Consider the following 24,827-nt stretch of genomic DNA (forward strand, 5'->3'; position numbering starts at 1 on the left):
CCAGCAGGAGTGTCGCAACAACTGAATGAGTGAAGTCTCCGGTATCGGGGTTTAGCGACCAAGCAAAACCTTGAATACCGGAGACCTCGTGCCCAGCGTAGCCGTCCAGCGGCGCGCGGACCTGACCGACGCCCAGTGGGCGCGGTTGGCGCCGCTGCTGCCCTGTCCACAGAAGACCGGCCGTCCACCGAAATGGACGAAACGCCAGCTCATCGACGGAATCAGGTGGCGCATCCGCACCGGCGCACCGTGGCGGGAGATGCCGACACGATATGGACCGTGGCAGACGGTCTACGGACTGTTCCGCCGGTGGCAACGCGCCGGGGTGTGGACGCAGATCCTGACCGCGTTGCAGGCCCTGGCCGACGCTGCCGGTGAGATCACGTGGGACGTAAGCGTCGACTCGACGATCGCACGGGCCCACCAGCACGCCGCTGGCGCCCGCAAAGACGGTGATCTCCAGCGTGAGCCACCCGGCGGGGTAGAGACCGAACCGGACGACCACGCCTTGGGTCGTTCGCGGGGCGGGTGGACCACCAAGGCGCATCTGGCCTGCGAACAGGGCCGCAAGCCCTTGTCGATCGTGATTACCGCCGGTCAATACGGGGACAGCCCGCAGTTCACGACGGTTCTCGCTGCGATCGAGGTGCCTCGCCTCGGTGGTGGCCGGGCTCGGACGCGACCGGATCGAGTGTTGGCGGACAAGGCGTACAGCAGCGCTGCCAATCGCGCTCACCTGCGTAAACGCGGGATTCGGGCGACGATTCCGGTCAAGTCGGATCAGGTGGAACATCGCCGACGCAGAGGATCGGTCGGCGGTAGGCCGCCGGAGTTCGATCCCGCACTCTACAAGCAGCGGCATGCTGTCGAGTGCGGGATCAACCTGCTCAAGCAGAATCGTGCTGTGGCAACGAGATACGACAAGCTCGCGGTCCGTTACACAGCGGTGGTGCGTATCGCTGCGATCAATATGTGGTTGCGGAGCGCTTGCTTATGAAACAGGGCCTAGTAGGACTTTGTTAGGTTCACCACTTCCTGGTGTGAGGCCTCGAGATTCGGCGAGATGTCCGAGACGATAACCAGGTGGATGCCGCAGCCCTGACCGATGTCGGTGAACGTCTCGATGCGTTCATCGGCGAGGTGTTCTCCTCGCTCAAACGCAAGGACCAGCGAGCAACGGCCGGGGTATATGCGCGAGGGTTGATGCTCGACGGGCGCCGCAAGTCGATGCAGCCGATGGCCGACCGCCTCGGGATCGATCACCAACGCCTGCAGCAGTTCGTCACCACCTCACCGTGGGATCCGGTACCGGTCCGGAAAACACTGTCCCGCAAAGCGTGTGATTTGATCTCCCCGGATGCGTGGGTGATCGACGACACCGGATTCGCCAAGGACGGTGACGCCTCGCCGTGTGTGGCCCGGCAGTATTCGGGCACCCTCGGCAAGGTCGGAAACTGCCAGGTCGCGGTCAGTGTGCACGCCGCCACCGATACCGCGTCCGCACCCTTGGATTGGCGGCTGTATCTGCCTGAGAGCTGGGACGATCAGCGGTGCGACGATCCGGAGACGGCCTCGGCGATCACCGCTCGCCGGCGACGCAACGCGATCCCGACCGAGGAGCGCTATCGCACCAAGGCGGTGATGGCTCTCGAGATGCTCGACGAGCTGATCGCGTGGGGCCGGATCCCGCCGGTGATCGTCGCCGACGCCGGCTACGGCGACTCGGCGACCTTCCGGCAGGGCCTGACCGACCGCGATCTGGTCTATGTCGTGGCGGTCAAGGGCGCCACCCTCGCGCACCCCGCCGATGCAGTCCCGGCCGCCGCCGCGTACTCCGGGCGCGGGCGGCCTCCGACCCGACGCTACCCACCGGCCGTGACCTGCAGGGATCTCGTTCTGGCGGCCGGAGTAGGCGCGCTGACCGAGGTCACCTGGCGCCGCGGAACCAAGACCGGTCCGGGCAACCCGACCGCGGTGATGCGCTCACGGTTCGTGGCGCTGCGGATCCGCCCCGCGAACCGCACCATTCCCCGCGACGAGGATGGAACCCTGCCGCAGGCGTGGCTGCTCGCCGAATGGCCGGCGGGCGCGGCGCAGCCCACCGACTTCTGGCTGGCCACCCTGCCCGAGGACACCCCGCTGTCAGAGTTGGTGCGCCTGGCCAAGATCCGCTGGCGCATCGAACACGACTACCGGGAACTGAAAACCGGTCTCGGACTCGACCACTTCGAGGGCCGCTCCTGGCTCGGCTGGCACCACCACGTCATCCTCGTCACCGCCGCACACCTGTTTCTCACCACCCTGCGGCTGACCGACCCAAAAGCGATCGGGCGGGACTGACCCTCTACGGCATTGTGCGCGAACTCCAACGCACACTGGCCTATTGGATCGGTACCTGCCCGACCTGCCATCACACCTTCCCAACCTAACAAAGTACTACTAGGTCAGTCGTCCGTTCACGCGCAGACGGGCGATGCCACCGTCGGGATAGACGTCGAGCCGCACGAACTCCACCGGCGTCGGCGAATCGACGCGGAAACGGTGCCGGCAGTCCGGCAGCAGTGCGGTCCGCGGGACGAGTTCGACCCAGGACGATTCGTCGGACATCGCGTCCCCGCTGGGGATTCCGCTCAGGCGCGCCGCTCCCGGTGCGTTGCCGACGAAATAGGAGGTGTCGACCTCGACGTGGTCGACGCATCCCTGCCCGGCGAGACGGATCACCACGTAGTCGTTGCCGTCGTCGCGGCGCCGGGCGTTCTCCCAGCCCTCCCCCATGTGCCGCGAGCGACCGAGGCCGATGATGTTGCGCGGCGACGAATAGAAGCGGTTCGAGCACGCGACGACGTCGCCACCGTTCTCGAGGGCCGCGAGATCGATCGTGCCCGTGAGGAAGGCCGGGTCCGGGCGTGCATATCCGTGCACCCGGAAGCGGGCCACACCGCCGTCAGGAAAGATGTTCAGGCGCAGGTGCGTCCAGCGCCGGTCGTCTTCCACCGCGAAGGCGTTCGCGGTGTCGCCCTTCAGGGCCACGCGCTCGAGGACCGGTTCCCACGGCGCGTCCAGCAACTCCTGATCGGTCGGGTAGCCGTCGAGGTTCACCCCGTCGACGGACGCGAAGGGCGGGTAGTTGCCCGTGAACCAGGCGGTGTCGATCACGACACCCTCGACGACACCGGGAACGCCTAGCCGGACCACCGCGAAGTCGTGCCCGGGTTCGCGGCGACGCCGGGTCTCCCACCCGTCGTAGACCTTTCCCTTGTGCCCGAACTCGGAAGGATCGAAATCGGGTGCGCCCGGCGAGATCAGGTTCTCGCGACTCGCGAAGAACTCGTCGTTCGCGTACACGACGGCTCCGCCCAGCGATCGCGCGGCGAGATCGGGCAGTTGCAGGAAATCTGCTTCGGTCAACGGTTTTCCTTTCGGGAGAGCAGCGCACCACGCGGTGCGGGGTCGGTGGCGCCGAGGGTGACGGTGAGTGGTTCACCGGCGAGCCAGGTCTGCCGCACGACCCCGGCCAGTGCACGTTCGGCGTAGGGCGTCACCGCGTTGCGGTGGTGCAGTCGCTCCGGGAAGACCACGAAGGCGTCGTCGGGCGCGAAGACGCACAGGTCGGCACTGTTGCCCACGGCGATGGCACCGCGGTCGGCCAGGCCCACGAGGTCGGCGGTGCGACCGGCCATCCAGCGCACCACGTCGACGAGTGTGTGCCCGCGCTTGCGCGCCTCCGACCACACGATGGGCAGTCCGAGTTGCAGCGACGAGATTCCGCCCCACGCCTCGCCGAAGTCGCCGGTGACGAACTTCTTCAACTCCGGCAGGCACGGCGAGTGATCGGAGACGATGCAGTCGAGTGTGCCGTCGGCCAGGCCGCGCCACAGCGCTTCCCGGTTACGGGCCTCGCGGATCGGCGGGCAGCACTTGAAATGTGTGGAGCCGTCGAGTATCTCCTCGCTGAACAACGACAGATAGTGTGGGCAGGTCTCCGCGGTGACGTGTAGCCCCTCGGCCTTCGCCGCGGCGACGAGCGGAAGGCTTCCCGCATCCGACAGGTGCAGGATGTGCACGCGGCATCCGGTCTGCCGCGCGCCGTCGATCACCTGGGCGACAGCGCGGGACTCGGCGACCGGTGGTCGCGAGTACAGGAAGTCGTCGTACCGGCGTCCGGCCGGCGGGTCCTGAGCGTCGAGGGTCGGCTCGTCCTCGGCGTGCACGATGAGCAGGCCGCCGAAGCCGGCGATCACGCGCATCGCCTCGATCATCTGCTCCCGGTCCAGCGGTGGGTACTCGTCGAGACCCGAATACGCGAGGAAGCACTTGAAGCCGTACACTCCTGCGTCCCAGAGCGGTTCGAGATCGGCGAGGTTGCCGGGGATCGCACCCCCCCAGAATCCGACGTCGACGGTGACCTGCTCGGCCGCGACCTTCTGCTTCACCTCGAGGGCCGCCACGTCGACGGTGGACGGGATGGAGTTGAGGGGCATGTCGACGATCGTCGTCACTCCCCCGGCCGCGGCGGCACGTGTCGCCGTCGCGAAGCCCTCCCATTCGGTGCGGCCGGGTTCGTTGACGTGGACGTGCGTGTCCACCAGTCCGGGGAGCAGCACCTCGCCGTCGGTGAGGACGATCTCCCGCGCACCGGCCGGAGCGGCACCGTCGTATTCCTCGATCGCGACGATGCGGCCGTCGCGCACATGGACGGCGCAGCTGCGTTCCTCGTCCCCCACCACAGCGCGTCGCGCGCGGATCACGGTGGTCATCGCGTCACCGCCGTCGGTCGACCCGCGAGCCGGGCCAGGTGGTCGAGATTCGTGCCGGTGCGATCGCATACTTCCTTCTCGGTGAGGGCTCCGCAGCTCGTTCCCCGCAGGAGGAAGTCGGCGAGAGCACGGGCGGTGGCGGGTTCGTCGAGATATCCCGACGACAGGGCCGGGTCGAGGTAGGCCGCGACGCGTCCCGCGGCGGTGGACAGCGACCGGCGGTAGAACGCGAAGGTCGCGGCGTAGCGGGTGGGCAACTGCGCCGGGTGCAGATCCCAGCCCTGGTAGAAGCCGCGGCGCAGCGACCGGTCGATCAGGCGGGCGTGCAGTCCCCATGCCGCACGGATCTCGTCGCGGGTGCCGACGGGAAGGCGGTTGGTGGACCCGTCGGACAACCGCACCCCGGTGCCCGCTGCCGCGACCTGCATCGTGGCCTTGGCGTGGTCGGCGACGGGGTGGTCCATCGCCTGGTACTCCGCGGCGATGTCGCACGCGGCCGAGTAGTCGTAGGTGCCGTAGTGCAACCCCGAACAGCGTCCGCGGGCCGCTCGGATCATCGTGGCGACGGCCGCGGTGCCGTCGGGTCCGCAGATCGCCTGTGGCGTCTCGATCTGGATCTCGAACCGCAGGGGTGCGGCGAGGGGGTAGGTGGCCTCGAGGTATTCGCAGACCGTCACCATGGCGGCCACCTGTTCGGGCGCGGTGACCTTGGGCAGCGTCACGACGAATCCGTCGGGGAGAGCACACTTTCCGGTGAGTTCTGCGACGAAGGTGTCGAGCGTGCGCAGTCCGCGGCGCCGGGTGGCGGCTTCGAAGGACTTGAACCGGATGCCGACGAAGGGTGCCGCGGTGGGATCGGTCGCGAGCGCGGCGGCGGCGCGGACGACGTGGGCGTCCTCGTCGGCGTCGCGTTCGTGCTCGGGAATGCCGGGGCGGGTGAACCCGTCCTCGAAGTCGATGCGCAGATCCTCGATCGGTTCGGTGTGCAGTTTGGCCTCCACGAGCGGGAGGACCGTCTCGGCCAGTTCGGGTTCGATGCCGGTGACCGCGGCGAGGTCCGCGGGTCCGTCGATGTGGGTGTCGAGGACGTCGAGCGCGTCGGCTCCCCACCCCGCCACGATCCCGGCATCGTAGCGGTCGGCCGGGACGTAGACGGTGTGTACCGGTTGGCGGGCACCGTCGGTCCCGGGATAGGTCGCGGCGTAGGCCGCGTCGGTGTCCGCGAGCTGCGCGTCGAGCGCAGCCGCAAGCCTGTGCAATCCTGTCGGCACCCGAACTCCTGTCCTGTATCCACGGCTGTATACGTCGTGGTGCGCCGACGTTATCGGCGCCAGGTCATGTGTTCGGTTAACTGCGGTTACGGGCCCGTTACACATCTGCCGGGGCGGTGTTCGTCCTCGGCAGAACCCGGCCCGATGCCGCCGGATCGACGGCACAATGGTCGGCATGGAGCCGGAGCAGGGTCGCGTGATCGATTTCGCCACTGCCGCGAAGGCGGCACGTGTGACTGCCGCGAAGGCGGCACGTGTGACTGCCGCGAAGGCGGCACGTGTGACTGCCGCGAAGGCGGCACGTGTGACTGCCGCGAAGGCGGCACGGACTCCCGTGCGGGGAGCCGACAGCACCGAGCCCCGGCTGCTCCGCCAGATCTACGGCGAGATCCTGCGCGACGAGCGTCGCGATCAGGACCGCAGCCTCGAGGACGTCGCCCGCACGGTCGGGATGTCGAAGCAATATCTGTCGGAGGTCGAACGTGGGCGCAAGGAGGCCTCCTCCGAGATGCTGCGGTCCGTGTGCGATGCGCTGGAACTTCCGATGGAGCAACTGCTCGCGCGCGGGATCCGCCGGATGACCGCGCATCGCACACTTCGGACCACGGGTCACGCCGGCGTCGAGTTGTGCGCGGCATGACGGTATGACTGCGTCACAGTGTGACCACGTGACTGCGTGACGGGTCATCCGTCCCGATCGACGACGACGTGATCGGCCAGGCCGTAGGCCACCGCCTCCGTCGGTGAGAAGATCCGGTCCCGGTCGGTGTCGCGGCGCAGTCGGTCGATGTCACGTCCGGTGTGCGCGGCGAGGATCTCCTCGGTCTGGGCCCGTACCCTCATCACCTCCGCTGCCTGCAGGGCCAGATCCGAGATGGTGCCCTGCCCCTGCGCCGACGGCTGGTGCAGCAGCACCCGCGAATGGGCGAGCACGTGCCGACGGCCGGGCGCTCCGGCCGCGAGCAGCACGGCGGCCGCCGAGGCGGCCTGTCCCATGCAGTAGGTCGCGACCTTCGGGCGCAGGAACTGCATGGTGTCGTAGATCGCGAGCATCGCGGTGGACGATCCGCCGGGCGAGTTGATGTAGAGCCCGATCTCCCGATCGGGGGATTCGGCCTCGAGGTGCAACATCTGAGCCATGACGACGTTGGCGACCCCGTCGTCGATCTCGGTGCCGAGGAAGACGATGCGTTCGTTGAGCAACCGGCTGAAGACGTCGAACGACCGCTCCCCCGCCGGTGTGCGTTCGATGACGTTGGGGATCGTGTAGGTGCTCATCGTCCCAGTCCCATCTGCCGTCCTGCGGCGAACGGCGCCAGTTCGGCGAGCGACCCGACGACGGTGTCGACGATGCCGTACTCGCGCGCCTGTTCGGCGGTGAACCACCGGTCGCGGTCGCTGTCGCGTTCGATCTCCTCGAGTGAATGCCCGGTGGCGTCCGAGAGGATCTGCTGCGACTGCAGTTTCATGTATTCGAGATTCTCGGCCTGGATCGCGATGTCGACGGCCGTCCCCGAGAATCCGGCCGACGGTTGGTGCATCATGATCCGGCTGTGGGCAAGGCTCGCGCGTTTGCCCTTGGTGCCCGCCGCGAGCAGGACCTGCCCCATACTGGCGGCGAATCCCGCTGCCACGGTGACGATGTCGTTGGGAACGAGTTGCATCGTGTCGTAGATGGCGAGGCCGGCGAAGACGGATCCGCCGGGTGAGTTGATGTGCAGGACGATGTCGCGCCGGTCGTCGGCGGAGGCGAGCAGGACGAGTTCCGAGCAGACGCGCTCGGCCATCTCGTCGTCCACCTCTCCGGTCAGTCGCAGGATGCGCTGACGGAAGAGCCTGTCGGCCAGTTGGTCCCGGTACGAGAATGGTTCGGTGGTCGTCATGCAGCCAGCCTGACCCCCGATGGGTGCGAACCGGCGGTTCGTCTGCTCACGGCAGACGGACCGGTCGTTCCGGCAGATCAGTCCCCCGCGGACCGGACGGCGCTGATCACCACCGCGACGAGGACGGCCAGCAGAAGGAGCACGAGCAGGACCGGTCCGAGCAGCAGCACCAGCGTGATCACGACGGCCAGGCCGATCTTCGCCTTGGTGCTGAGTCCGGAAATCAGCCCGCCCAGCGCGGCGAGGGCCGGATTGCGACCCTCCAGCGCGGCTCGGATGCCGGCGAGGACCGCCTGCAATCCCACGCCGCCGCTGGTGACCTCGCCGAGGAGCGAGTCCACCCATCCGCGGATCTTCCGGATCAGTCTCGCCCCGAGTCCCCGGAGTTCGGCCAGTGCGCTGCGGACACCGGCCCGCAGCGCATCCTTCAACCTCTCGAGGAGCGATGTGGGTTCCGGCTGTGCCTGCTCGGGTCGGGTCTGCTCGGATCGTGTCCGCTCACGTCCGGGGCGGGTGGGTTTCCCTGCCCGGGCGTCGTTCGCCGGCGGACGCGGTCGTCGTCTCTCCTTCGGAGGCGCCGGCTTCACACGAGAGCGGGGCGTGGCGTCCGAACGGGTCGATGTCCGAGTGGTCGATCGGGATGAGGTTCGGGTCGAGGTGCGCCGCGAGCCGGTTCCGGGGTCGCGGTCCCGACGCCGTGCAGCGGGTTCGGGTTCGCGGGTGCGACGCCGCGCGGTGGGCTCGGGCTCGCGAGGTCGACGGCTGCGCGTCCGCACAGGCTCGACGGGAGTCTCCGTCTCCGTGGCCCTCGCGCGCGTCGCGGTCGGCCGCCGCGCCGGACGGGAGGTTCGGCGGGCTTCGTTCTGCCGAGCACTCATACCACTCGCCTTCTCTCGTGGACGAGCACGGTGCCTCTCAGTGAACGCCGGATTCCGGGTCCGGTCAACGGCAGACGGAGCGTTCAGCCGGTACGGAAAAGGGGTGGACCCTGTTCAAGATCGGTAACGGCTCTTGGAAGAATGGTCATCGCCCTCACAGCACACGGGGAGGTGTGCGCATCATCGTTCGCGATGGGGAGTGCGCGCGCGACGTAATCCGAAGGAGCACCGACAGACGTGACCGAGCAATTCAGTTTCGAAACACTCACGCCCACGGCATTTCTCGACCGCTCCGCCCGGGTCTTCCGTGACGACCTCGCAGTGGTGGACGGCGACATCCGTCGCACCTATGCCGAATTGCGCGATCGGTGCCTGCGACAGTCGGGCATGCTGCACGCTCTCGGTGTCGAGCCCGGCGACCGTGTCGCAGTACTCGCGCCGAACACCTCGCTGATGCTCGAGGCGCACTACGGTGTGCTCTACGCGGGCGCCGTGCTCGTCTCACTCAACACGCGCCTCACCGCGCCGGAACTGCGGTTCATTCTCGAGCACTCGGGCAGCCGGGTCCTGCTCGTCGAGGAGTCGCTGGCCGACCTGGCCCGCGAGGCCACGGCCGATCTGCCGTCGATCACGGTCGTCGGCGACGACTACGAGGACAAGCTCGCCGCCGCCCGTCATCGGTGCGTGCCGCTCGCCGACGAGCGCACCATGATCGCCCTGAACTACACGTCCGGCACGACGGGTGATCCGAAGGGCGTGATGTACCACGCGCGCGGCGCCTACCTGCAGGCCCTGGCGATGGTCGCGCACTTCGGGCTCGACAGCGGATCCACCTATCTGTGGACGCTGCCTATGTTCCACTGCAACGGCTGGACGTTCACCTGGGCCGTCACAGCAGCCGGTGGCACGCACGTGTGCCTGCCCAAGGTCGACCCCGAGCGGATCTGGGATCTCGTGCGCACCGAGAACGTCACGCACCTGTGCGGCGCGCCGACCGTTCTCGCGTCGCTGGTCGACGCCCCGAATGCGGGCGGCATCGACCATCGTGTCGTCGCGGCGATCGGTGGCGCACCGCCGGCGCCCGCCCTCATCGAGCGGTGCACCGCGCTCGGACTCGACATCACGCACCTGTACGGGCTCACCGAGACGTACGGCCCGGCGGCGATCTGCGAGTGGCGTTCGGAATGGGACGTCCTCCCCGAGGACGAGAAGGCACGGCTGCGCTCGCGGCAGGGCGTGGGCAACGTCGTGGCCGGCGAACTCCGCATCGTCGACCCGATGGGATCCGACGTTCCCGCCGACGGTGAGACGACCGGTGAGATCGCGCTGCGCGGCAACAACGTGATGCTCGGTTACTACAACAACCCGGACGCGACCGCCCGCGCCGTGCCGGACGGCTGGTTCCGCACCGGCGACATCGGCGTCATGCATCCGGACGGCTACATCGAGATCCGCGACCGCGCGAAGGACGTCATCATCTCCGGTGGCGAGAACATCTCGTCCGTCGAGGTCGAAGCGGCGCTCATCAGCCATCCGGCCGTTCTCGAGGCCGCCGTCGTCGCGGCGCCGAGCGAGAAGTGGGGCGAACGTCCCGTCGCCTACGTGGCACTGCGCAGCGGCGCGAGTGCCGACGAAGCGGAACTGCGCGCGCATGTGCGTTCGCAGCTCGCCGGTTTCAAGGTTCCCGACAGCATCGTCTTCGGTGCCCTGCCGAAGACCGCCTCGGGCAAGATCCGCAAGGTCGAACTGCGCGAGCGTCTCTGAGCACCGGCCGGGGCGGTTCCCGACGTCACCTCTCGTCGAGAACCGTCCCGGCCCGCTCGGGCAGCGTGAATGCCGCGACCGCGGCGACGACGAACGATGCCGCGAACGCACCGAAGACGAGACCGTTGCCGCCGGCGCCCAGCAGCACCGGCACCAGCAGCGGCGCGATGATCGACGCGAGCCGCCCGAAGGCCGCCGCCGAACCGGTGCCCGCGCCCCGCACCGGCGTGGGATACAGCTCGGGTCCGATCGCGTACAGGGCACCCCACGCGCCCAGGTTGAAGAACGACAGCGCCATGCCCGCCGCGACGATCGTCGACGGAGTCTCGGCGAGCCCGAACAGCCCCGCCGAGACTGCCGATCCGGCGAGGAAGACCCCCAGAGTCAGGCGGCGTCCCCACACCTCGATCAGCCACGCCGCGACGCCGTAGCCCGGTAGCTGGGCGAGCGTGATGAGCAGCGTGTAGCCGAACGAGGTGACCAGGTCGAAGCCCTGCGCGACGAGCAGGCTCGGCAGCCAGATGAACGCGCCGTAGTACGAGAAGTTGATGCCGAACCACACGATCCACAGCGCCGCCGTGCGGCGGCGCAGGTTCGGCGCCCACACCGAGCCTCGGGGTGCGCGCTCGACTTCCGCGACGGTCCGGACGGGCTGTTCGTCCTCCGGAACGGACGTGACACCGGCCGAGCGCTCGTAGTCGCGCACGATCGCCTCGGCTTCCGCGTGCCGTCCGCGACTCTCGAGATAGCGCACCGATTCGGGTAGGCCGAACCGGACGACGAGGGCGTAGGCAGCCGGGACGAGCCCGACGGCGAGCGCCCACCGCCACCCGTTGTCGCCGGCAGGAACGACGAGATAACCGACGAGAGCGGCCAGGAGCCAGCCGACCGCCCAGAACGCCTCGAGGGCCACGACCACGCGTCCTCGCACCTTGCGGGGCGCGAACTCACTGACCAGCGTCGACGCGACCGGCAGTTCGGCGCCGAGACCGAGTCCGACGACGAACCGCAGGACGATGAGCATCGCCACCGAGGTCGACAGCGCCGCCGCGCCGGTCGCGAGACCGTAGACGAGCAGCGTCGCGGCGAAGACCTGCCGGCGTCCGATGCGGTCGGCGAGCAGACCACCGAGGGACGCACCGATCGCCATGCCGACGAAGCCGATGGATCCGATCCACGAGAGCTGGGTCGACGACAGATCCCACTGCACGGCCAGGGCTGCCATGACGAACGAGATCAACCCGACGTCCATGGCGTCGAGGGCCCAGCCCACGCCGGAGCCGGTCAGCAGGCGGCGATGTCTGCCGGTGAACGGCAGGTCGTCGAGCCGCTGGGTGCGAGTGGTCATGCACCGAAACGTACCGCAGCGCTCGGGCGCCGATCAGCCGCGCGCGGCGGCCTCCAGCGCCGACACGTCGATCCGGCGCATCTTCATCATCGCGGCGGTCACGCGCTTCGCGACCTCCGGATCGGGGTCGGCGAGCAGTTCGTTCAGCCGTTTCGGTACCACCTGCCACGACAGACCGTACTTGTCCTTCAACCATCCGCAGGCGGATTCCTCGCCGCCGTCGGCGGTCAGCGCGTACCAGTAGTGGTCGGCCTCCTCCTGATCGGCGCAGTCGATCTGGAGGGACACCGCTTCGGAGAACCGGAACTGCGGTCCCCCGTTGAGTCCGTAGAAGACCTGACCGTCGAGGAAGAACTCGACCGTCATCGGGGTCCCGGGCGGGACCGGGATGTCGCCTCCGGTGGACTCTTCGGTGTAGCGGGTGATCTCACCGATCTCGGAGTTGGGGAAGATGCCGATGTAGAAGTTCGCGGCCTCCTCGGCGTTCATGTCGAACCACAACCACGGAGTGATCCTGGGCATCGTGACTCCTCGTGTCGTCGAATGTGTTCCACTGTTACGAAGGCAGACCCTGTCCGGCCCGGATTCTCATCGCCGTGCGCACTCGCAGGCCGAGCCGCAGGGCTCCCGTGCTCGTAGGGGGAACGCATGCCCCAACGGTTATGACCGGAGGCACGTCGGGTTTCGGGGCGATCGCCGCCGAACGGATCCCGGGCGCAGACGGGATTCGCCTCGTCCACAGTGCCCGGCACGCCGCATCCACCGGAGAGGCACTACCGCTCGATCTGTCCTCCCTCGATTCCGTTCGTACCTTCGCGGCGACGGTTCGCGAGCGGAGCGACCGGATCGACGGGCTCGTGCTGAACGCCGGGATGATCCGGAGCGACGTCGCCGCGCGGACCGTCGACGGTTTCGAGACGACCTTCGTCGTCAACCATCTCGCCCACTACCTGCTGCTGCGCCAGTTGCTTCCGGCTCTGGCGGACCGGGCCGTCGTCGTTGCGACCAGCAGCGGCACACGCGACCCCGCGACCGGTGCGGGACTGGTACCGCCACGACATGGCGACGCCGGGTTGCTCGCCCACCCTGAACGGGATCCCGACCTCGATACGCATCCCCGCAAGGCCGGACAGCACGCCTACACCGCCTCGAAACTGTGCACCGTCCTCACGATGCGGAGGTTGTCGAAGAACGACACGGTTCGAGCCGGACGGATCACCGCGGTCGCCTTCGATCCCGGCCAGGTCTTCGGAACCGGTCTGGCACGAGCACTTCCCACTCCGATGCGACTGGCGTGGCGCGGCCTCGGGACGCGGGCCGGCATGTTCCTCCGCATCGTGCAGGACACCTTCAACACGCAGACCGAAGCCGGGAACACGCTCGCAGACCTCGTTCTCGGTGACATCGACGTTCCGGACGGCCGGGGTTATCTCGCACTGCGCCGCGGCGAACCGTCGGTGCTCGCTCGCAGCGACGAGCAGGCCGAACGGTCGTGGCGCGAGAGCGCACGGCTCGTCGGACTGCCCGACCGTTAGGTGTAGGTCCCCCGGGCGTAGTATCGGGTGGCATGGGGAGCGCCTCGCGGTCCTCACGGCCTCTCAGCGATCGTCTCGCCGCACGGGCGCGACGTGTGTTCGTCGGTCGCGATGCCGAACTCGAGATCGTTCGCTCCGCACTGGACTCCCCCGAACCCTCGATCGCCGTGCTGTACCTGTACGGTCCGGGAGGCATCGGCAAGACCTGCTTGCTCGGCGCGATCTCCGATCTTGCGGAACGGAGCCATCGCGCGGTGACTGTGATCGACGGGCGCAACACGGATGCGTCGCCCGGCTCGGTCCTCGCGTCGGTGGATCGCCACATCGGCGACCGGCCGAGGGTGCTCCTCCTGGACTCGTACGAGCGGCTACGCGTGCTCGACGACTGGATCCGAACCGATTTTCTTCCCGGCCTTCCTGCGACGACGCTGACGGTGATCGCCGATAGGTCACCGCCCTCCGCGGGATGGCGCACCGATCCGGGTTGGGGTGATCTGCTCCGGATCGTGTCTCTCAGGAATTTCGACCCCGCTACGAGCGCTGCCTACCTCACCGCTGCGCGGGTTCCCGAGGAACTGCACGACGAGATCATCGGGGCAACGCACGGACATCCGCTCGGGCTCGGTCTGCTCACGGATGTCTTCGCCCGAGGAGGCGATGTACGTGTGCCGTGGCCTCCGGATCTCGTCGGGATGTTGCTCCGACGGTTTCTCGATACCGAGCCGGGGATCGCACATCGCCGCGCCCTGGAAGTGTGTGCGCTCGCCCGGGTGACCACCGAAGCCCTGCTGCGTGACGCCCTCGAGCTCACCGATGCACACGCCGAGTTCGAATGGCTCCGTGAGCTGTCGTTCGTCGAAGCAGGGCCGGATGGATTGTTTCCCCACGATCTGGCACGCGATGTCCTCGACGCTGATCTGCGCTGGCGCGATCCCGATGCCTACCGGTACACCTTCCACCGCGTGTGGAAGGGCATTCGCCGCGGTCTCGATTCTGCAGGAGAATGCGAACAGCAGCAGGCCATCGTGGACTTGAAGTTCGTGTTCCGCAATCTCCCCGGTGTGCTGTCGCCGGTGGATTGGCAGTCGTGGGGAAGCGCGCAACCCGAACGTGCGGAGCAGGCCGATCACTCCGCGATCGTCGATCTCGTGCGGACGTCGGAGGGAGACGAATCCGCGGTGCACGCGCGACGATGGCTCGAGCGACAACCCGAGGGTTTCTTCGTGTTGCGCGACACCGACGGATCGATACGTGGTGTGCTCGGTCTGTTGGAACTCTCGCGAGCGTCACCCGACGATGTCCGTGCCGACCCGGCGACGCGAGCCGCGTGGGATTTCGCCCGGCGGACAGCGCCTTCCCGTCCCGGCGAGTGTGTCGCGATCACACGCATCGTCATCGACCGCGCTGACTACCAGAATCCTTCTCCGACAATGAACTCGGTTCCGGTGCTCACCTTCCAGCGCTATTTCACCCTGCCGCATCTGTCGTGGGACTTCCTGGCGCTGGCGGAGCCCGACCGGTGGAACGAGTACTTCGCGGTCGCAGATCTCCCCCGTGCCGAAGGAGCGGATTTCACGGTCGGCGATCGTCACTACGGACTGTTCGCCCACGACTTCCGCCGACGGGATGTCGACGAGTGGCTCACCGTCGTCACCGATCGTGCTCTGGCTCAGGGGCACAGCGGTCCCGAACCCACGATGTCCCCACCTCTCACCCTGTCGGAGAGAGAATTCGCGGAGGCGGTCCGAAGTGCGTTACATGACCTCCATCGGCCCGATCTCCTCTCTCGTAATCCCTTGTTGCATACGAGGGTCCTCCACAAACGGTCCTCTCCCGACGATCCCGATCCGGCGGTGCTGCGCGCGCTCCTTCGTGAGGCGATCGACTCCTTGGCGAGCGACCCTCGGGACGACAAGCTCTTCCGTGCGGTGGACCGCACGTACGTGCGCGGTGCTGCAACACAGGAAGCAGCGGCAGCCAGACTCGGGCTGCCGTTCAGTACCTACCGCCGACATCTGACCCGCGGCGTCACCCGCGTCGTCGGATGGCTGTGGGATCTGGAGGTGTACGGCGAGGCACCGTCCGCCAGTGAGCACATGTGAGCAGATTCCGGCCTGTCGCCCGAGCACCTTCCGCAGCGACGATCGATTCCGCGGAGGAGGTGTGATCATGTCGATCGGAGAGCGCGCCGTGGTTCTCGGCGCGAGCATGAGCGGATTGTCGGCGGCCCGTGTCCTGTCGGACAGGTTCGCCGAGGTGACGGTGATCGATCGTGACCGGTTGCCGTCCACGGACGAACCACGCCGTGGGGTGCCCCAGGGACGGCACATCCACGTGCTGATCTCACGGGGACAGCAGCTCGTCGACGAGATGTTCCCCGGGTTGTCACAGGAGCTGACCGCTGCAGGTGTTCCCACCCTCGACCACCTGGGCGACGTACGGTGGATTCTCAGTGGTCACCGGATTCGTCAGGGGCCGAGCGGTCTTCGAGTACTGGCAGCCGGCCGTTCGCTGCTGGAGCGCCGCATTCGTGACCGTGTGGCCGCGTTGGCGAACGTCGAGATCGTCGAACGGTGTGATGCCGCAGGTCTCGTCACGACCGCGGACCGCAGCCGGGTGGTCGGTGCGCGGATCATCCGCCATGCCGACGGAAGCGCCGAGCAGGTGCTCGATGCCGACCTCGTCGTCGATGCGACCGGGCGCGGATCTCGCGCCTCCGAATGGCTCGGGAGACAGGGCTGCCCGCGGCCCCGGGTCGACACCGTCGAACTCGATGTCGGCTACGCCACCGCGGTGTTCCGCGCTTCGTCGGTTGCACTCGGCAGCGACCGGGGCATCGTCATGGCGCCCACGCCCGAACATCCACGCGGTGCCGCCCTGCTCACCCTCGAATCAGATCGGTGCATGGTGGCCCTGATCGGGGTCCGCGGCGAAACCGTGCCGGCGACCCGGAGGGACTATCTCGAATTCGCACGGTCCCTGAGGTACCCGGACGTGTACGACGCGATCGCGGATGCCGAATGGGTCGAGGATGTCGTCCGGTATCGCTTCCGGGCGAGCACATGGCATCGCTACGACCTTCTCGACGGATTTCCCGACGGATTCCTCGTCCTCGGCGACGCGTTCTGCAGTTTCGATCCGATCTATGCCCAAGGGATGACGGTCGCCGCTCTCGAAGCCACCGCGATGGGCCGCCTCCTCGACGACCACGGGCCGTCCGCTGCCGTGCAGCGGAAGCTCGCGCGTGTCGTCGACGATGCCTGGGCGATGTCCACCGGTGGCGATCTCGCGTTCCCCGGTGTCGAGGGCCGGCGGGACCCGAAGACGAGGATCGGCAATGCATACGTACCGATGGTGCACGCGGCAGCCGCATACGACACCAGGGTGGGCACAGCGTTCGCCCGGGTGTCCGGACTGCTGGATCCCCCATCGGCATTGATGCGCCCAGGAATCATGGCACGTGTTGTCCGACAGAACATTTCGCATTCGGTCGCGTGGCCGTGGCGCCGAGCCGACGGATCCGCGATGCCGCCTCGCCGGTCGTCTCCGGGACCCGCTGGTCCGGCGGCACGATCTTCGTCCCTCTCGCGGGCCGGGCGCATGCACACGTAGTCGTCGGAGTGGGTATACATCGTCCGTGACGAAGAAGACGCGCGATCGCAGGAAACCGGGGCGGCAACGGCACCGGCCGCCGAGCACCGCGCCCCCACCACCGGCGCGATACGTCGAGGATCCGACGCTGCCGGCGGCCTGGCTCGTCGACATCGACGGAACGCTCGCGCACATGAGCGACCGGAGTCCCTTCCACTGGCACAGGGTGGGCGAGGACACCGTCTCCCCGGCGGTCGAGGCCGCGGTGCGAGCGTTCGCCGCCGCACCCGACAGGGCGGCGATCGTGCTGCTCTCGGGACGCGACGGCGTGTGCCGGCCGGAAACCGAGGAGTGGCTCGCCCGGCACGACATCCCCTACGACGAGCTGTACATGCGTCCGGCCGGCGACAACCGGAAGGATTCGATCGTCAAGGCCGAGCTGTTCGACCGTCACATCCGGCACCGCTATCGCATCATCGCGGTGCTCGACGATCGCGATCAGGTGGTGCGCATGTGGCGACGGATGGGACTGGTGTGCTTCCAGGTCGCCGAGGGCGATTTCTGACGGGAATCTGCACACGCCCGGCTCTCGCCCCGGTGACTCAATCGTTCGGGGACACTTCGGTACTCAGCGCGGTCGGCGGAACGAACGGCGCCCCACCGAGATCGACGCGCCGGGCCCCGCACCCGACGCAGCGCACGTACAGCACCTGTCCGATCGACGTGGCGTGGCTCGACTCCACACTCCATGCGTGTTCGTGAGGACGGGTCGAGGTCGGGCATTCCTGTGGGTTCCGAGCTTCGATGGCGGTCATGCCCACCACCATGATGTAATGCCCTTATGCATCTCAACCCTTACGGCGAGTATGCGGTCCTCCTCGCGGCGTCGCTGGCCGGCGACTGGCCCGACGACCGGGCCGGCATCATGGCCCGTACGCGCGAGGTGGGCATGACCATGGACTTCCCGACCGCGCCCGACGACCATCAGCGCACCCGTGAGGTCATAGACGACTGGCTCGCCGTCGTCGACGCGTCCGACCCCAGGGAACGTGCGCGCCTGCTCAACGAGCAGATGGCTGCCGCAGCGGCTTATCCCCGGCTGACCGATCACGACGGCGAGGGGTGGCACCTGCACTACCGCGACGAGGTCCAACCGCTCCCCGACGTACTGCGCGCGGTGATCAGCGTCGGCACGGCACTGCACCTCACCACTCGTGGAATGCACCGCCTCCACCGGTGCGCCGCAGCGGACATCCCGACCAACCCGTGCTCGGCCGTGGTCGTCGACATCACCCGCAACGGCCGCCAGCAGTACTGCTCCGTGCGCTGCGCGAACCGCGCTGCAGTGCGCCGGCACCGAGCGCGAGCGCTACACCGATGCGGACCTGACGGGCCGTGATCTGACGGGGGCCGTCCTGTCCGAATGTTCGCTCGTCGCACCGATCGTCGCCGACAGCGACCTCACGAGCGCACGCCTGCGCGACACTCTCGTCGAGCGTATGCAGGCACCGAATCTGTTCGCGCCGCGCAGCAGCCTGCACCGCGTGCACATCCGGGACAGCCGGATCGGTGCGCTGGACCTCTTCGACGCGGATCTGCGCAGTGTCACGATCGCGGATTCGAAACTCGGCCTGGTCGATCTGCGTGGCCTGCGGATCGACACGATCCGCAGCATGGGCGGGATGAAGGGCGCGACGATCGACGCCCACCAGGCCGTAGCCCTGGCAGGGCAGTTCGCCTCCCACCTGTGTCTGCGCATCGAGGACCTCCCCTGAGCACTGCGTCTCAGCGGTCCGTCAGGTCCCGCACCTCCGCGTAGCGCTCCCGCACGTGCGGGGTCGGGTCGGCCTCGTAGCGGCGTGTCGCGCCGGATTCCCACGCCGGGGGCTCGTCGCCTCCGCGCAGCACCCACGCCGCCTGCCTGGCGGCGCCCCGCGCCACATACTCCCCCGGTTCGGGAACGTCGACAGGCATGCCCAGCACCGCCGGCGCCATCTCGCACACCGCCTGCGAGCGCGCCCCACCGCCGACGAGCAGCACCCGCCGGACCTCGGTGCCCTGCGCCCGGATGTGGTCGATGCCGTCGGCCAGCGAACACAGCAGGCCCTCGAACGCCGCGCGGGCGACATGCGCGGGCGTCGCCGTTCCGAGCCGCAGCCCGTGCAGGGCACCCGTCGCTCCGGGACGGTTCGGGGTGCGCTCCCCTTCGAGATACGGGATCAGCACGAGTCCGTCGCTGCCGGCCGGCGCCGAGAATGCGAGCCGCGTGAGCTCGGTGTGGTCGACCCCGAGCATCGTCGCGGTGGCGTCCAGTACCCGGGCCCCGTTGAGCGTGCACACCAGTGGCAGATGCCGGCCGGTCGCGTCGGCGAATCCCGCGACGTAACCGTCTGCGTCGCGGGCCGGTGTCGTGGACACCGCGCACACCACGCCCGACGTGCCGATCGAGACGACCACATCGCCTTCGCGGACGTCGAGAGCCAGCGCGCTCGCCGCATTGTCGCCGGCCCCCGGACCGAGCAGGGCACCGGCGACCGTCTCCCCGACACTCTCGGCCGGCCCGGCGACCCGAGGGAGGAATGGGCTCGGCCGGCGCAGGGCCTGTTCGAGCAGATCGTGTCGGTAGGTGTCGGTGGATGCGTCGAAGTAGCCGGTGCCGCTCGCGTCACTGCGATCGGTGGCGAGCCGGTCGAGGTCGCGGTCGGTGCGCATCGTCCACGTCAGCCAGTCGTGCGGCAGGCACAACGCCGCCGTGCGGTCGGCATTGCCGGGTTCGTGGTCGGCGAGCCAGCGTGCCTTCGCGACGGTGATCGCGGCGAGCGGGACCACCCCCACGGCCTCGGCCCACGCGCCCGCGCCACCGGCCTCGTCGACGAGATCGGTCGCTGCCGCTGCGGATCTCGTGTCGTTCCACAACAACGCGTCGCGGACCACGTCGCCGCGCTCGTCGAGGCACACCATGCCGTGCTGCTGCGCTCCCACCGAGATCGCCGAGACGTCGTCGAGTCCGCCCGCTTCCGAACACGCCCGCTCGAAGGCAGCACGCCACTCCAGCGGGTCGACCGCGGTGCCGGACGGATGGGGAGCGCGACCCTCGCGCACGACGGCCCCGGTGTCGGCGTCGCACACGACGACCTTGCAGGACTGGGTGGACGAATCGATCCCGGCGACGAGCGTCATCGCGCCGCCTCCCGGGCCGCGGTGCGGTCGGCCAGCGTGGGCAGGTCGGCACCGGCGCGGGCCACCGTCAGACCGGACGTCCACGCGGCGATGTCGAACACATCGCGCACATCGTCGATGCCGATGCCACGCAGTCGTTCCCGACGGTCGGCCCCGAGGAGACCGCAGGTCCACAATCCGTCGAGCAGACCGGTGGTGAAGGCGTCGCCGGCGCCGACCGTGTCGACCACCTCGACCCGCACGGCGGGTACCTCGACGGTCCCGGCCGCGCACAGCGCCACCGCACCTTGTTCTCCACGGGTCACCGCAACGATCGCCGGCCCTCGCGAGAGCCAATCCCGCGCGGTGTCGAGGGGATTACGATCGGGCGCGAACCACGTCAGGTCCTCGTCGCTGGCCTTGACCACGTCGGCGAGCGAGACCAGACGTTCGATCCGTTCCCGTCCGCGCGCCGGGTCGTCGATCAGCGCCGGTCGGACGTTCGGATCGAAGCTCACCGTGGATGTTCCCGCCTGCTGCGCAACGAGTTCGGCGACGAGATCGCAGCCGGGTTCGAGCACCGTCGCGATGGACCCGGTGTGCACGAGCACGGCGTCCACCGACGGCGGCGGCTCGACAGGATCCCAGACGATGTCGAATTCGTATGTCGCGGAACCCTTCTCGTCGATCTCCGCCTGCGCGGTTGCCGTGCGCTCGGCTGCTGCGCTCCCCGGCGTCAGCGACACCCCGGAGGCCGCGAGGTGATCGACGATCCGCCGTCCGCGGGCGTCGGTGCCGACGCGTGTCGTGAACTGCACGGGCCGGCCGAGCCGGCCCAGACCGAGCGCGACGTTGAGCGGACTCCCGCCCACGTGCTCGACGGGTTCGGCGCCGCCGCGGTGGACGATGTCGACGAGGGCTTCTCCGACGACGAGGGCGTGGCCGTTCATTCCGGCTCCCCCGGAAGTTCCTTCAGGGTGGCGCGTGCGCCGTCGCTGTGCAGGGCGTTGAGCGCCCAGGTGTAGGCGTCGACGAAACGGTGGTTCTGCGCGAGATCGCCGAAGACCTCGGCGTTCTCGATGAAGGCGGTGGGATGCGTGAGTTGTCCTCGCGCGATCGGGACGAGCGTGTCGGCGAGCCGGTCGACCACCTCGATCGGTTGTCCCTGTTCGTCGATACCTTCGGCGTAGCGCGCCCACGAAGCGACGATCGCCGCGGACAACCGCACGTGCCCATCGGCGGCAAGGTTCTCCCGGATCACGGGCACCAGCCACTTCGGAATGCGATCGGACGACTCGGCGCACAGGCGTGCGATCGTGTCCCGGATCTCGGGGTTCGCGAACCTCTCGATCAGGGTGGTCTTGTACTCGTCGAGATCGATGCCCGGCACCGGTTTCAGGGTCGGTGTCGCTTCGGTGTCCATGTACGCACGGACGAATCCGGCGAGGAGCGGATCCTGCGCGGCCTCGTGGACGAGGCGGTATCCCATGAGATACGCGAAATAGCAGAGTCCCTGGTGACCGGCGTTGAGCAGACGCAACTTCATCAGCTCGTAGGGAGCGACGTCGTCGACGATCTGGACTCCCGCATCCTCGAAGGGCGGTCGTCCGTCGGCGAAGTCCTCCTCGAGCACCCAGGAGGTGAAGGGTTCGGCGGCGACCGGCCAGCGGTCCTGCACGTCGAAGCGTTCGGAGAGCGCCGAGACCACCTCGTCGGTGGTCACCGGGGTGATCCGGTCGACCATCGAGTTGGGGAAACGGACGTGCTCGGTGATCCATTCTGCGAGATCGGGATTCAGAAGGCGCGCGTATTCGGTGAAGACGCGACGCGCGACGGTTCCGTTGCCCTCGATGTTGTCGCACGACATCACCGTCGGAGCGCGCAGCCCCCGCTCCCGGCGCCGGGCGAGAGCCTCGGTGACGAGACCGAAGACGGTGGCCGGGGGTTCGCCGGACCGCAGATCGTGTTGCACGGCCGGATCGTCGACGTCGAACTCACCGGTGTCGTGACGGATGTTGTAACCGCCCTCGGTGACGGTCAGCGAGATGATCCGGGTGGTCGGGGCCGCGAGGAGCTCGATGACCGCCTCGGGATCGTCTGGGGCGTAACGATAGTCGACGATGGAGCCGATCACCCGCGGCTCCCAGGTGCCGTCGGGGTGGGTGAGCACCAGCGTGTACAGGTGGTCCTGGACGGCGAGCGCCTCCTGCATACGGCGATCACCGGGGAGCACCCCGACGCCGCAGATACCCCATTCCTTTGCCTTCCCCTGTTCGAGGAGCCGGTCTACGTACATCGCCTGGTGCGCGCGGTGGAATCCGCCCACACCGAAGTGCACGATGCCGACGGAGACGTCGTCCCGACGGTAGGTCGGGACGGGCACACCCAACTCGGGAAGCGTCTGCTCGTTCACGTGCATGGATCTTCAGTCCTTTCCCGCCGGATCGGTCACGTCCACGACGGCCTTGATGTTTCCGGGTGTCCGATCGGATTCGAGTGCGTCGGCGGTCTTGTCGAGGGGGAACCGGGCGGTGACCATCGAGTCGAGATCGACCCGTCCCGCCCCGAGGAGCGCGAGCGCGGTCGGCCACGTGTTCGCGTAGCGGAACACGCCGGTCAGGATCAGTTCGCGGTTCTGGACCCACTGCACCGGCAGGGTCATCGTCTCGGCGCCGGATCCGACGAGGACGACGGTGCCGCCGGGACGGACCGCGCGGATGCCCGAATCGACGGCGGAGGGGGCGCCGGACGCGTCGACGTAGGCGTCCACACGCAGGGCCGACGGGTCGTCGACGCGGGGATCGAGCGCAGCGCTCGCCCCGAACGACAGTGCGGTCTCGCGTCGTCGCTCGTCGAGGTCGGTGACGACGACCTCGACCGCACCGAAGGCGCGCGCGACCTGTGCGACGACGATGCCGACGGGCCCGGCACCGGTGACGAGGACTCGTGAGCCGGCGGTGACACGGGCCTTCCGGACGGCCGCGATACCGACCGACAGCGGCTCGCACAGGGCGGCGGCATCGTCGGACACGGTGTCCGGAACGGGATGCGCGAAGGCCGCCCCGATGGTGACGTACTCGCACAGCGCGCCGTCGACGGGCGGTGTGGCGTAGAAGCGCATGTGCGGGCACAGGTTGTAGTCGCCGCGGCGCGTCTCCTCGGTGAGCGGGTCGGGGCGTTGCGGTTCGATCGAGACCCGCTCGCCGATCCGGCTCTGCGGAACACCGTCCCCGACCGCGACCACGACCCCGGACGCCTCGTGGCCGAGCACGATCGGATCGGTCACGACGAACTCGCCGATACGTCCTTCGCGGTAGTAGTGCGCGTCCGAACCGCACACCCCTACGGTGATCACCCGGACGAGGACGTCGCCGGGCTCCGGTGCAGGTAGTGGCCTTTCCTGCATCTCGATGCGGCCCGGTTCGAGAAGTACGGCGGCACGCATCGTGTCCGGGAGCGGCGGGCGAACTGTTGTGTGGGTCACACTGTGATGCTAACGTACTGAGCAGATGCACGCACCCCTGAGCAGATGCTCACGAAGCGTCCGAATACTGCTCACACCAAGGAGAGCTCGTGACCGCCCCCGGCCCCACCAACATCCCCGACACGGAGAGCCCGGTAGCCACCGATGATCTCCGTCTCGCCGTGCGGGCCGCGACGCTCTACTACCTCGACGGACTCACGCAGGCCGAGGTGGCGCAGCGTCTCGGCGTCTCCCGTCCCACCGCCGGCCGGCTCGTCGCGCGCGCTCGCGCCCAGGGCCTGGTGCGCATCGAGGTCACCGTGCCACCCGCCTGGCGCGACGACCTGCACGCCGAGACCGAACGGGCACTCGAGGAGCGCTACGGGCTCGTCGAGGCCGTGGTGGTCGGGCGCCGGGTCGACGACGCGGGTCCGATCGAGGACTCCGCAAGCTTCACCGCCCTCGGGCGCGCCGCCGCCGGCCTGCTCACCCGCCGTCTCCGCCCCTCCGACACCCTCGGATTCACGTGGGGTCCGGAGACCGTCGCCGTGGCACAGGCCATCCCGTCGGGTGTCGCCAGTTGCGCCACGATCGTCCAGCTCGACGGCTCCCTCTCCACGAGCGCCTACCAGACCGGCACCGAGTTCGTCCTCGGCCGCTGCGCCGAACAGCTTCGGGCGCAACCGCTCCGGCTTCCCACACCGCTGTACGCCGATCCGTCCACGGTCGCGTCGATGCGCGCCGACTCGTTGATCTCCCGCACGCTCGAGGTCGGGCGCCGCGCGGAGGCGATGATCTTCGGTGTGGGCGCCGTGTCGACCTCGACCACCCTGTTCGAGGGCAGCTTCCTCGACACCACGATGCTCCACGAACTCGACGGCCTCGGTGCGGTCGGTGAGATCGGCGGCCGGTTCTTCCGTGCCGACGGCACCGCCGTGCACGGCGAACTCGAAAGCCGCACCATGTCGGTACCTCTCGACGACGTCCGCGACTGCCCCGCCACGATTCTCGTCACCGGCGGACAGTCCAAGCACCGCGCTGTACTCGGCGCTCTCCGAGGCGGTCTCGCGAACATGCTCGTCTGCGACATCGCGTGCGCCCAGTACCTGCTCGACCATCCCGACCAACGCCCTCGAGAACGGCACCCCGAAGGACGAGGCACCACCGAAATGAGGTAG

General features: G+C 68.5%; 22 protein-coding genes and 1 pseudogene. 11 read left to right on the forward strand and 12 right to left on the reverse strand.

Annotation, left to right across the window (positions count from 1 at the left end; translation table 11 throughout):
• Positions 1–88 precede the first annotated feature (88 nt).
• Both M3330_RS05620 and M3330_RS05625 read left to right on the forward strand, forming a co-directional pair.
• Positions 89–997 carry an IS5 family transposase gene (locus M3330_RS05620; RefSeq protein WP_071936740.1) on the forward strand — a complete coding sequence of 303 codons (909 nt, stop codon included), beginning with the start codon at positions 89–91 and terminating at the stop codon, positions 995–997.
• An 86-nt stretch (positions 998–1,083) separates the two neighbouring features.
• Positions 1,084–2,340, forward strand: a complete 1,257-nt coding sequence (locus M3330_RS05625) for an IS701 family transposase (protein WP_006554210.1) — start codon at positions 1,084–1,086, stop codon at positions 2,338–2,340.
• A 99-nt stretch (positions 2,341–2,439) separates the two neighbouring features.
• Here the strand turns inward: M3330_RS05625 and alc are convergent, their stop codons facing one another.
• The 3 genes from alc to M3330_RS05640 are packed head-to-tail and all read right to left on the reverse strand — an operon-like array spanning position 2,440 to position 6,028.
• Positions 2,440–3,408: an allantoicase gene (gene alc / locus M3330_RS05630; protein WP_039586345.1), complete on the reverse strand. Its 969-nt coding sequence runs from the start codon at positions 3,406–3,408 to the stop codon at positions 2,440–2,442.
• Positions 3,405–4,757 carry an allantoinase AllB gene (gene allB, locus M3330_RS05635; protein ID WP_064852911.1) on the reverse strand — a complete coding sequence of 451 codons (1,353 nt, stop codon included), beginning with the start codon at positions 4,755–4,757 and terminating at the stop codon, positions 3,405–3,407. The genes alc and allB overlap by 4 nt, the downstream gene beginning before the upstream one ends.
• On the reverse strand, positions 4,754–6,028 hold the full coding sequence (locus M3330_RS05640) for an aldolase (RefSeq protein WP_255027435.1): 1,275 nt from the start codon (positions 6,026–6,028) through the stop codon (positions 4,754–4,756). The genes allB and M3330_RS05640 overlap by 4 nt, the downstream gene beginning before the upstream one ends.
• A 304-nt stretch (positions 6,029–6,332) precedes the next feature.
• Here M3330_RS05640 and M3330_RS05645 point away from each other — a divergent pair, with 304 nt between their 5' ends.
• The gene (locus M3330_RS05645; RefSeq protein ID WP_369683118.1) at positions 6,333–6,668 is read left to right on the forward strand and encodes a helix-turn-helix domain-containing protein; all 336 of its coding nucleotides are present in this window, start codon (positions 6,333–6,335) and stop codon (positions 6,666–6,668) included.
• 44 nt (positions 6,669–6,712) lie between these two features.
• Here M3330_RS05645 and M3330_RS05650 read toward each other — a convergent pair whose 3' ends face one another.
• From M3330_RS05650 to M3330_RS05660, 3 genes are all read right to left on the reverse strand, one after another.
• Positions 6,713–7,306 (reverse strand): ATP-dependent Clp protease proteolytic subunit, encoded by a 594-nt coding sequence (locus M3330_RS05650; protein WP_006550620.1) that lies wholly within the window; start codon positions 7,304–7,306, stop codon positions 6,713–6,715.
• The gene (locus M3330_RS05655; RefSeq protein ID WP_006550621.1) at positions 7,303–7,911 is read right to left on the reverse strand and encodes a ClpP family protease; all 609 of its coding nucleotides are present in this window, start codon (positions 7,909–7,911) and stop codon (positions 7,303–7,305) included. Before M3330_RS05655 ends, M3330_RS05650 begins: the two co-directional genes overlap by 4 nt.
• 77 nt (positions 7,912–7,988) lie before the next feature.
• Positions 7,989–8,342 carry a hypothetical protein gene (locus M3330_RS05660; RefSeq protein ID WP_006550622.1) on the reverse strand — a complete coding sequence of 118 codons (354 nt, stop codon included), beginning with the start codon at positions 8,340–8,342 and terminating at the stop codon, positions 7,989–7,991.
• A gap of 646 nt (positions 8,343–8,988) precedes the next feature.
• Here M3330_RS05660 and M3330_RS05665 point away from each other — a divergent pair.
• Positions 8,989–10,553, forward strand: a pseudogene (locus M3330_RS05665) (acyl--CoA ligase family protein).
• A gap of 25 nt (positions 10,554–10,578) precedes the next feature.
• Here M3330_RS05665 and M3330_RS05670 read toward each other — a convergent pair.
• The gene (locus M3330_RS05670) at positions 10,579–11,901 is read right to left on the reverse strand and encodes an MFS transporter (protein ID WP_064060654.1); all 1,323 of its coding nucleotides are present in this window, start codon (positions 11,899–11,901) and stop codon (positions 10,579–10,581) included.
• Between the two features lie 33 nt (positions 11,902–11,934).
• Complete coding sequence (locus tag M3330_RS05675; RefSeq protein WP_019288011.1) at positions 11,935–12,423, reverse strand: VOC family protein; 489 nt, start codon at positions 12,421–12,423, stop codon at positions 11,935–11,937.
• Positions 12,424–12,563: 140 nt separating this feature from the next.
• On the opposite strand from M3330_RS05675, the gene M3330_RS05680 reads away from it, so the two are divergent.
• The 6 genes from M3330_RS05680 to M3330_RS05705 all read left to right on the forward strand — a co-directional run bounded on the left by M3330_RS05680 (position 12,564) and on the right by M3330_RS05705 (position 18,802).
• Positions 12,564–13,436: an SDR family NAD(P)-dependent oxidoreductase gene (locus M3330_RS05680; RefSeq protein WP_217580027.1), complete on the forward strand. Its 873-nt coding sequence runs from the start codon at positions 12,564–12,566 to the stop codon at positions 13,434–13,436.
• A gap of 32 nt (positions 13,437–13,468) precedes the next feature.
• The gene (locus M3330_RS05685) at positions 13,469–15,538 is read left to right on the forward strand and encodes an ATP-binding protein (protein ID WP_255028844.1); all 2,070 of its coding nucleotides are present in this window, start codon (positions 13,469–13,471) and stop codon (positions 15,536–15,538) included.
• Positions 15,539–15,605: 67 nt separating this feature from the next.
• Positions 15,606–17,048 carry an NAD(P)/FAD-dependent oxidoreductase gene (locus M3330_RS05690; protein WP_255027459.1) on the forward strand — a complete coding sequence of 481 codons (1,443 nt, stop codon included), beginning with the start codon at positions 15,606–15,608 and terminating at the stop codon, positions 17,046–17,048.
• Positions 17,049–17,073: 25 nt separating this feature from the next.
• Entirely contained in the window at positions 17,074–17,592 is a 519-nt protein-coding gene (locus tag M3330_RS05695) for a polynucleotide kinase (protein ID WP_255027461.1), read from the forward strand.
• A gap of 276 nt (positions 17,593–17,868) precedes the next feature.
• Positions 17,869–18,426 carry a CGNR zinc finger domain-containing protein gene (locus M3330_RS05700; protein ID WP_033097271.1) on the forward strand — a complete coding sequence of 186 codons (558 nt, stop codon included), beginning with the start codon at positions 17,869–17,871 and terminating at the stop codon, positions 18,424–18,426.
• A gap of 100 nt (positions 18,427–18,526) precedes the next feature.
• Positions 18,527–18,802: a hypothetical protein gene (locus tag M3330_RS05705; protein ID WP_019288005.1), complete on the forward strand. Its 276-nt coding sequence runs from the start codon at positions 18,527–18,529 to the stop codon at positions 18,800–18,802.
• A gap of 10 nt (positions 18,803–18,812) precedes the next feature.
• On the opposite strand, the gene M3330_RS05710 is transcribed toward M3330_RS05705, so the two are convergent.
• The 4 genes from M3330_RS05710 to M3330_RS05725 are packed head-to-tail and all read right to left on the reverse strand — an operon-like array spanning position 18,813 to position 23,631.
• On the reverse strand, positions 18,813–20,207 hold the full coding sequence (locus tag M3330_RS05710; RefSeq protein WP_255027464.1) for a xylulokinase: 1,395 nt from the start codon (positions 20,205–20,207) through the stop codon (positions 18,813–18,815).
• The gene (locus M3330_RS05715) at positions 20,204–21,136 is read right to left on the reverse strand and encodes a carbohydrate kinase (protein ID WP_064060665.1); all 933 of its coding nucleotides are present in this window, start codon (positions 21,134–21,136) and stop codon (positions 20,204–20,206) included. Before M3330_RS05715 ends, M3330_RS05710 begins: the two co-directional genes overlap by 4 nt.
• Entirely contained in the window at positions 21,133–22,605 is a 1,473-nt protein-coding gene (locus M3330_RS05720) for a mannitol dehydrogenase family protein (protein ID WP_255027466.1), read from the reverse strand. The genes M3330_RS05715 and M3330_RS05720 overlap by 4 nt, the downstream gene beginning before the upstream one ends.
• Positions 22,606–22,611: 6 nt before the next feature.
• The gene (locus tag M3330_RS05725) at positions 22,612–23,631 is read right to left on the reverse strand and encodes an NAD(P)-dependent alcohol dehydrogenase (RefSeq protein ID WP_255028845.1); all 1,020 of its coding nucleotides are present in this window, start codon (positions 23,629–23,631) and stop codon (positions 22,612–22,614) included.
• 128 nt (positions 23,632–23,759) lie between these two features.
• Here M3330_RS05725 and M3330_RS05730 point away from each other — a divergent pair, with 128 nt between their 5' ends.
• Positions 23,760–24,827 carry a sugar-binding transcriptional regulator gene (locus M3330_RS05730; RefSeq protein ID WP_006550638.1) on the forward strand — a complete coding sequence of 356 codons (1,068 nt, stop codon included), beginning with the start codon at positions 23,760–23,762 and terminating at the stop codon, positions 24,825–24,827.

Origin of the sequence: Rhodococcus sp. GA1, assembly GCF_024321955.1 — a bacterium.
GTDB classification, from domain to species: Bacteria; Actinomycetota; Actinomycetes; order Mycobacteriales; family Mycobacteriaceae; genus Rhodococcus; species Rhodococcus pyridinivorans.

Coding starts and splice junctions, on each gene's coding strand:
- M3330_RS05720 (WP_255027466.1), bottom strand. CDS start 22,605: ATGCACGTGAACGAGCAGACGCTTCCCGAGTTGGGTGTGCCCGTCCCG.
- M3330_RS05710 (WP_255027464.1), bottom strand. CDS start 20,207: ATGACGCTCGTCGCCGGGATCGATTCGTCCACCCAGTCCTGCAAGGTC.
- M3330_RS05655 (WP_006550621.1), bottom strand. CDS start 7,911: ATGACGACCACCGAACCATTCTCGTACCGGGACCAACTGGCCGACAGG.
- M3330_RS05725 (WP_255028845.1), bottom strand. CDS start 23,631: ATGCGTGCCGCCGTACTTCTCGAACCGGGCCGCATCGAGATGCAGGAA.
- M3330_RS05680 (WP_217580027.1), top strand. CDS start 12,564: ATGACCGGAGGCACGTCGGGTTTCGGGGCGATCGCCGCCGAACGGATC.
- allB (WP_064852911.1), bottom strand. CDS start 4,757: ATGACCACCGTGATCCGCGCGCGACGCGCTGTGGTGGGGGACGAGGAA.
- M3330_RS05670 (WP_064060654.1), bottom strand. CDS start 11,901: ATGACCACTCGCACCCAGCGGCTCGACGACCTGCCGTTCACCGGCAGA.
- M3330_RS05715 (WP_064060665.1), bottom strand. CDS start 21,136: ATGAACGGCCACGCCCTCGTCGTCGGAGAAGCCCTCGTCGACATCGTC.
- M3330_RS05685 (WP_255028844.1), top strand. CDS start 13,469: ATGGGGAGCGCCTCGCGGTCCTCACGGCCTCTCAGCGATCGTCTCGCC.
- M3330_RS05690 (WP_255027459.1), top strand. CDS start 15,606: ATGTCGATCGGAGAGCGCGCCGTGGTTCTCGGCGCGAGCATGAGCGGA.
- M3330_RS05675 (WP_019288011.1), bottom strand. CDS start 12,423: ATGCCCAGGATCACTCCGTGGTTGTGGTTCGACATGAACGCCGAGGAG.
- M3330_RS05650 (WP_006550620.1), bottom strand. CDS start 7,306: ATGAGCACCTACACGATCCCCAACGTCATCGAACGCACACCGGCGGGG.
- M3330_RS05705 (WP_019288005.1), top strand. CDS start 18,527: ATGCAGGCACCGAATCTGTTCGCGCCGCGCAGCAGCCTGCACCGCGTG.
- M3330_RS05700 (WP_033097271.1), top strand. CDS start 17,869: ATGCATCTCAACCCTTACGGCGAGTATGCGGTCCTCCTCGCGGCGTCG.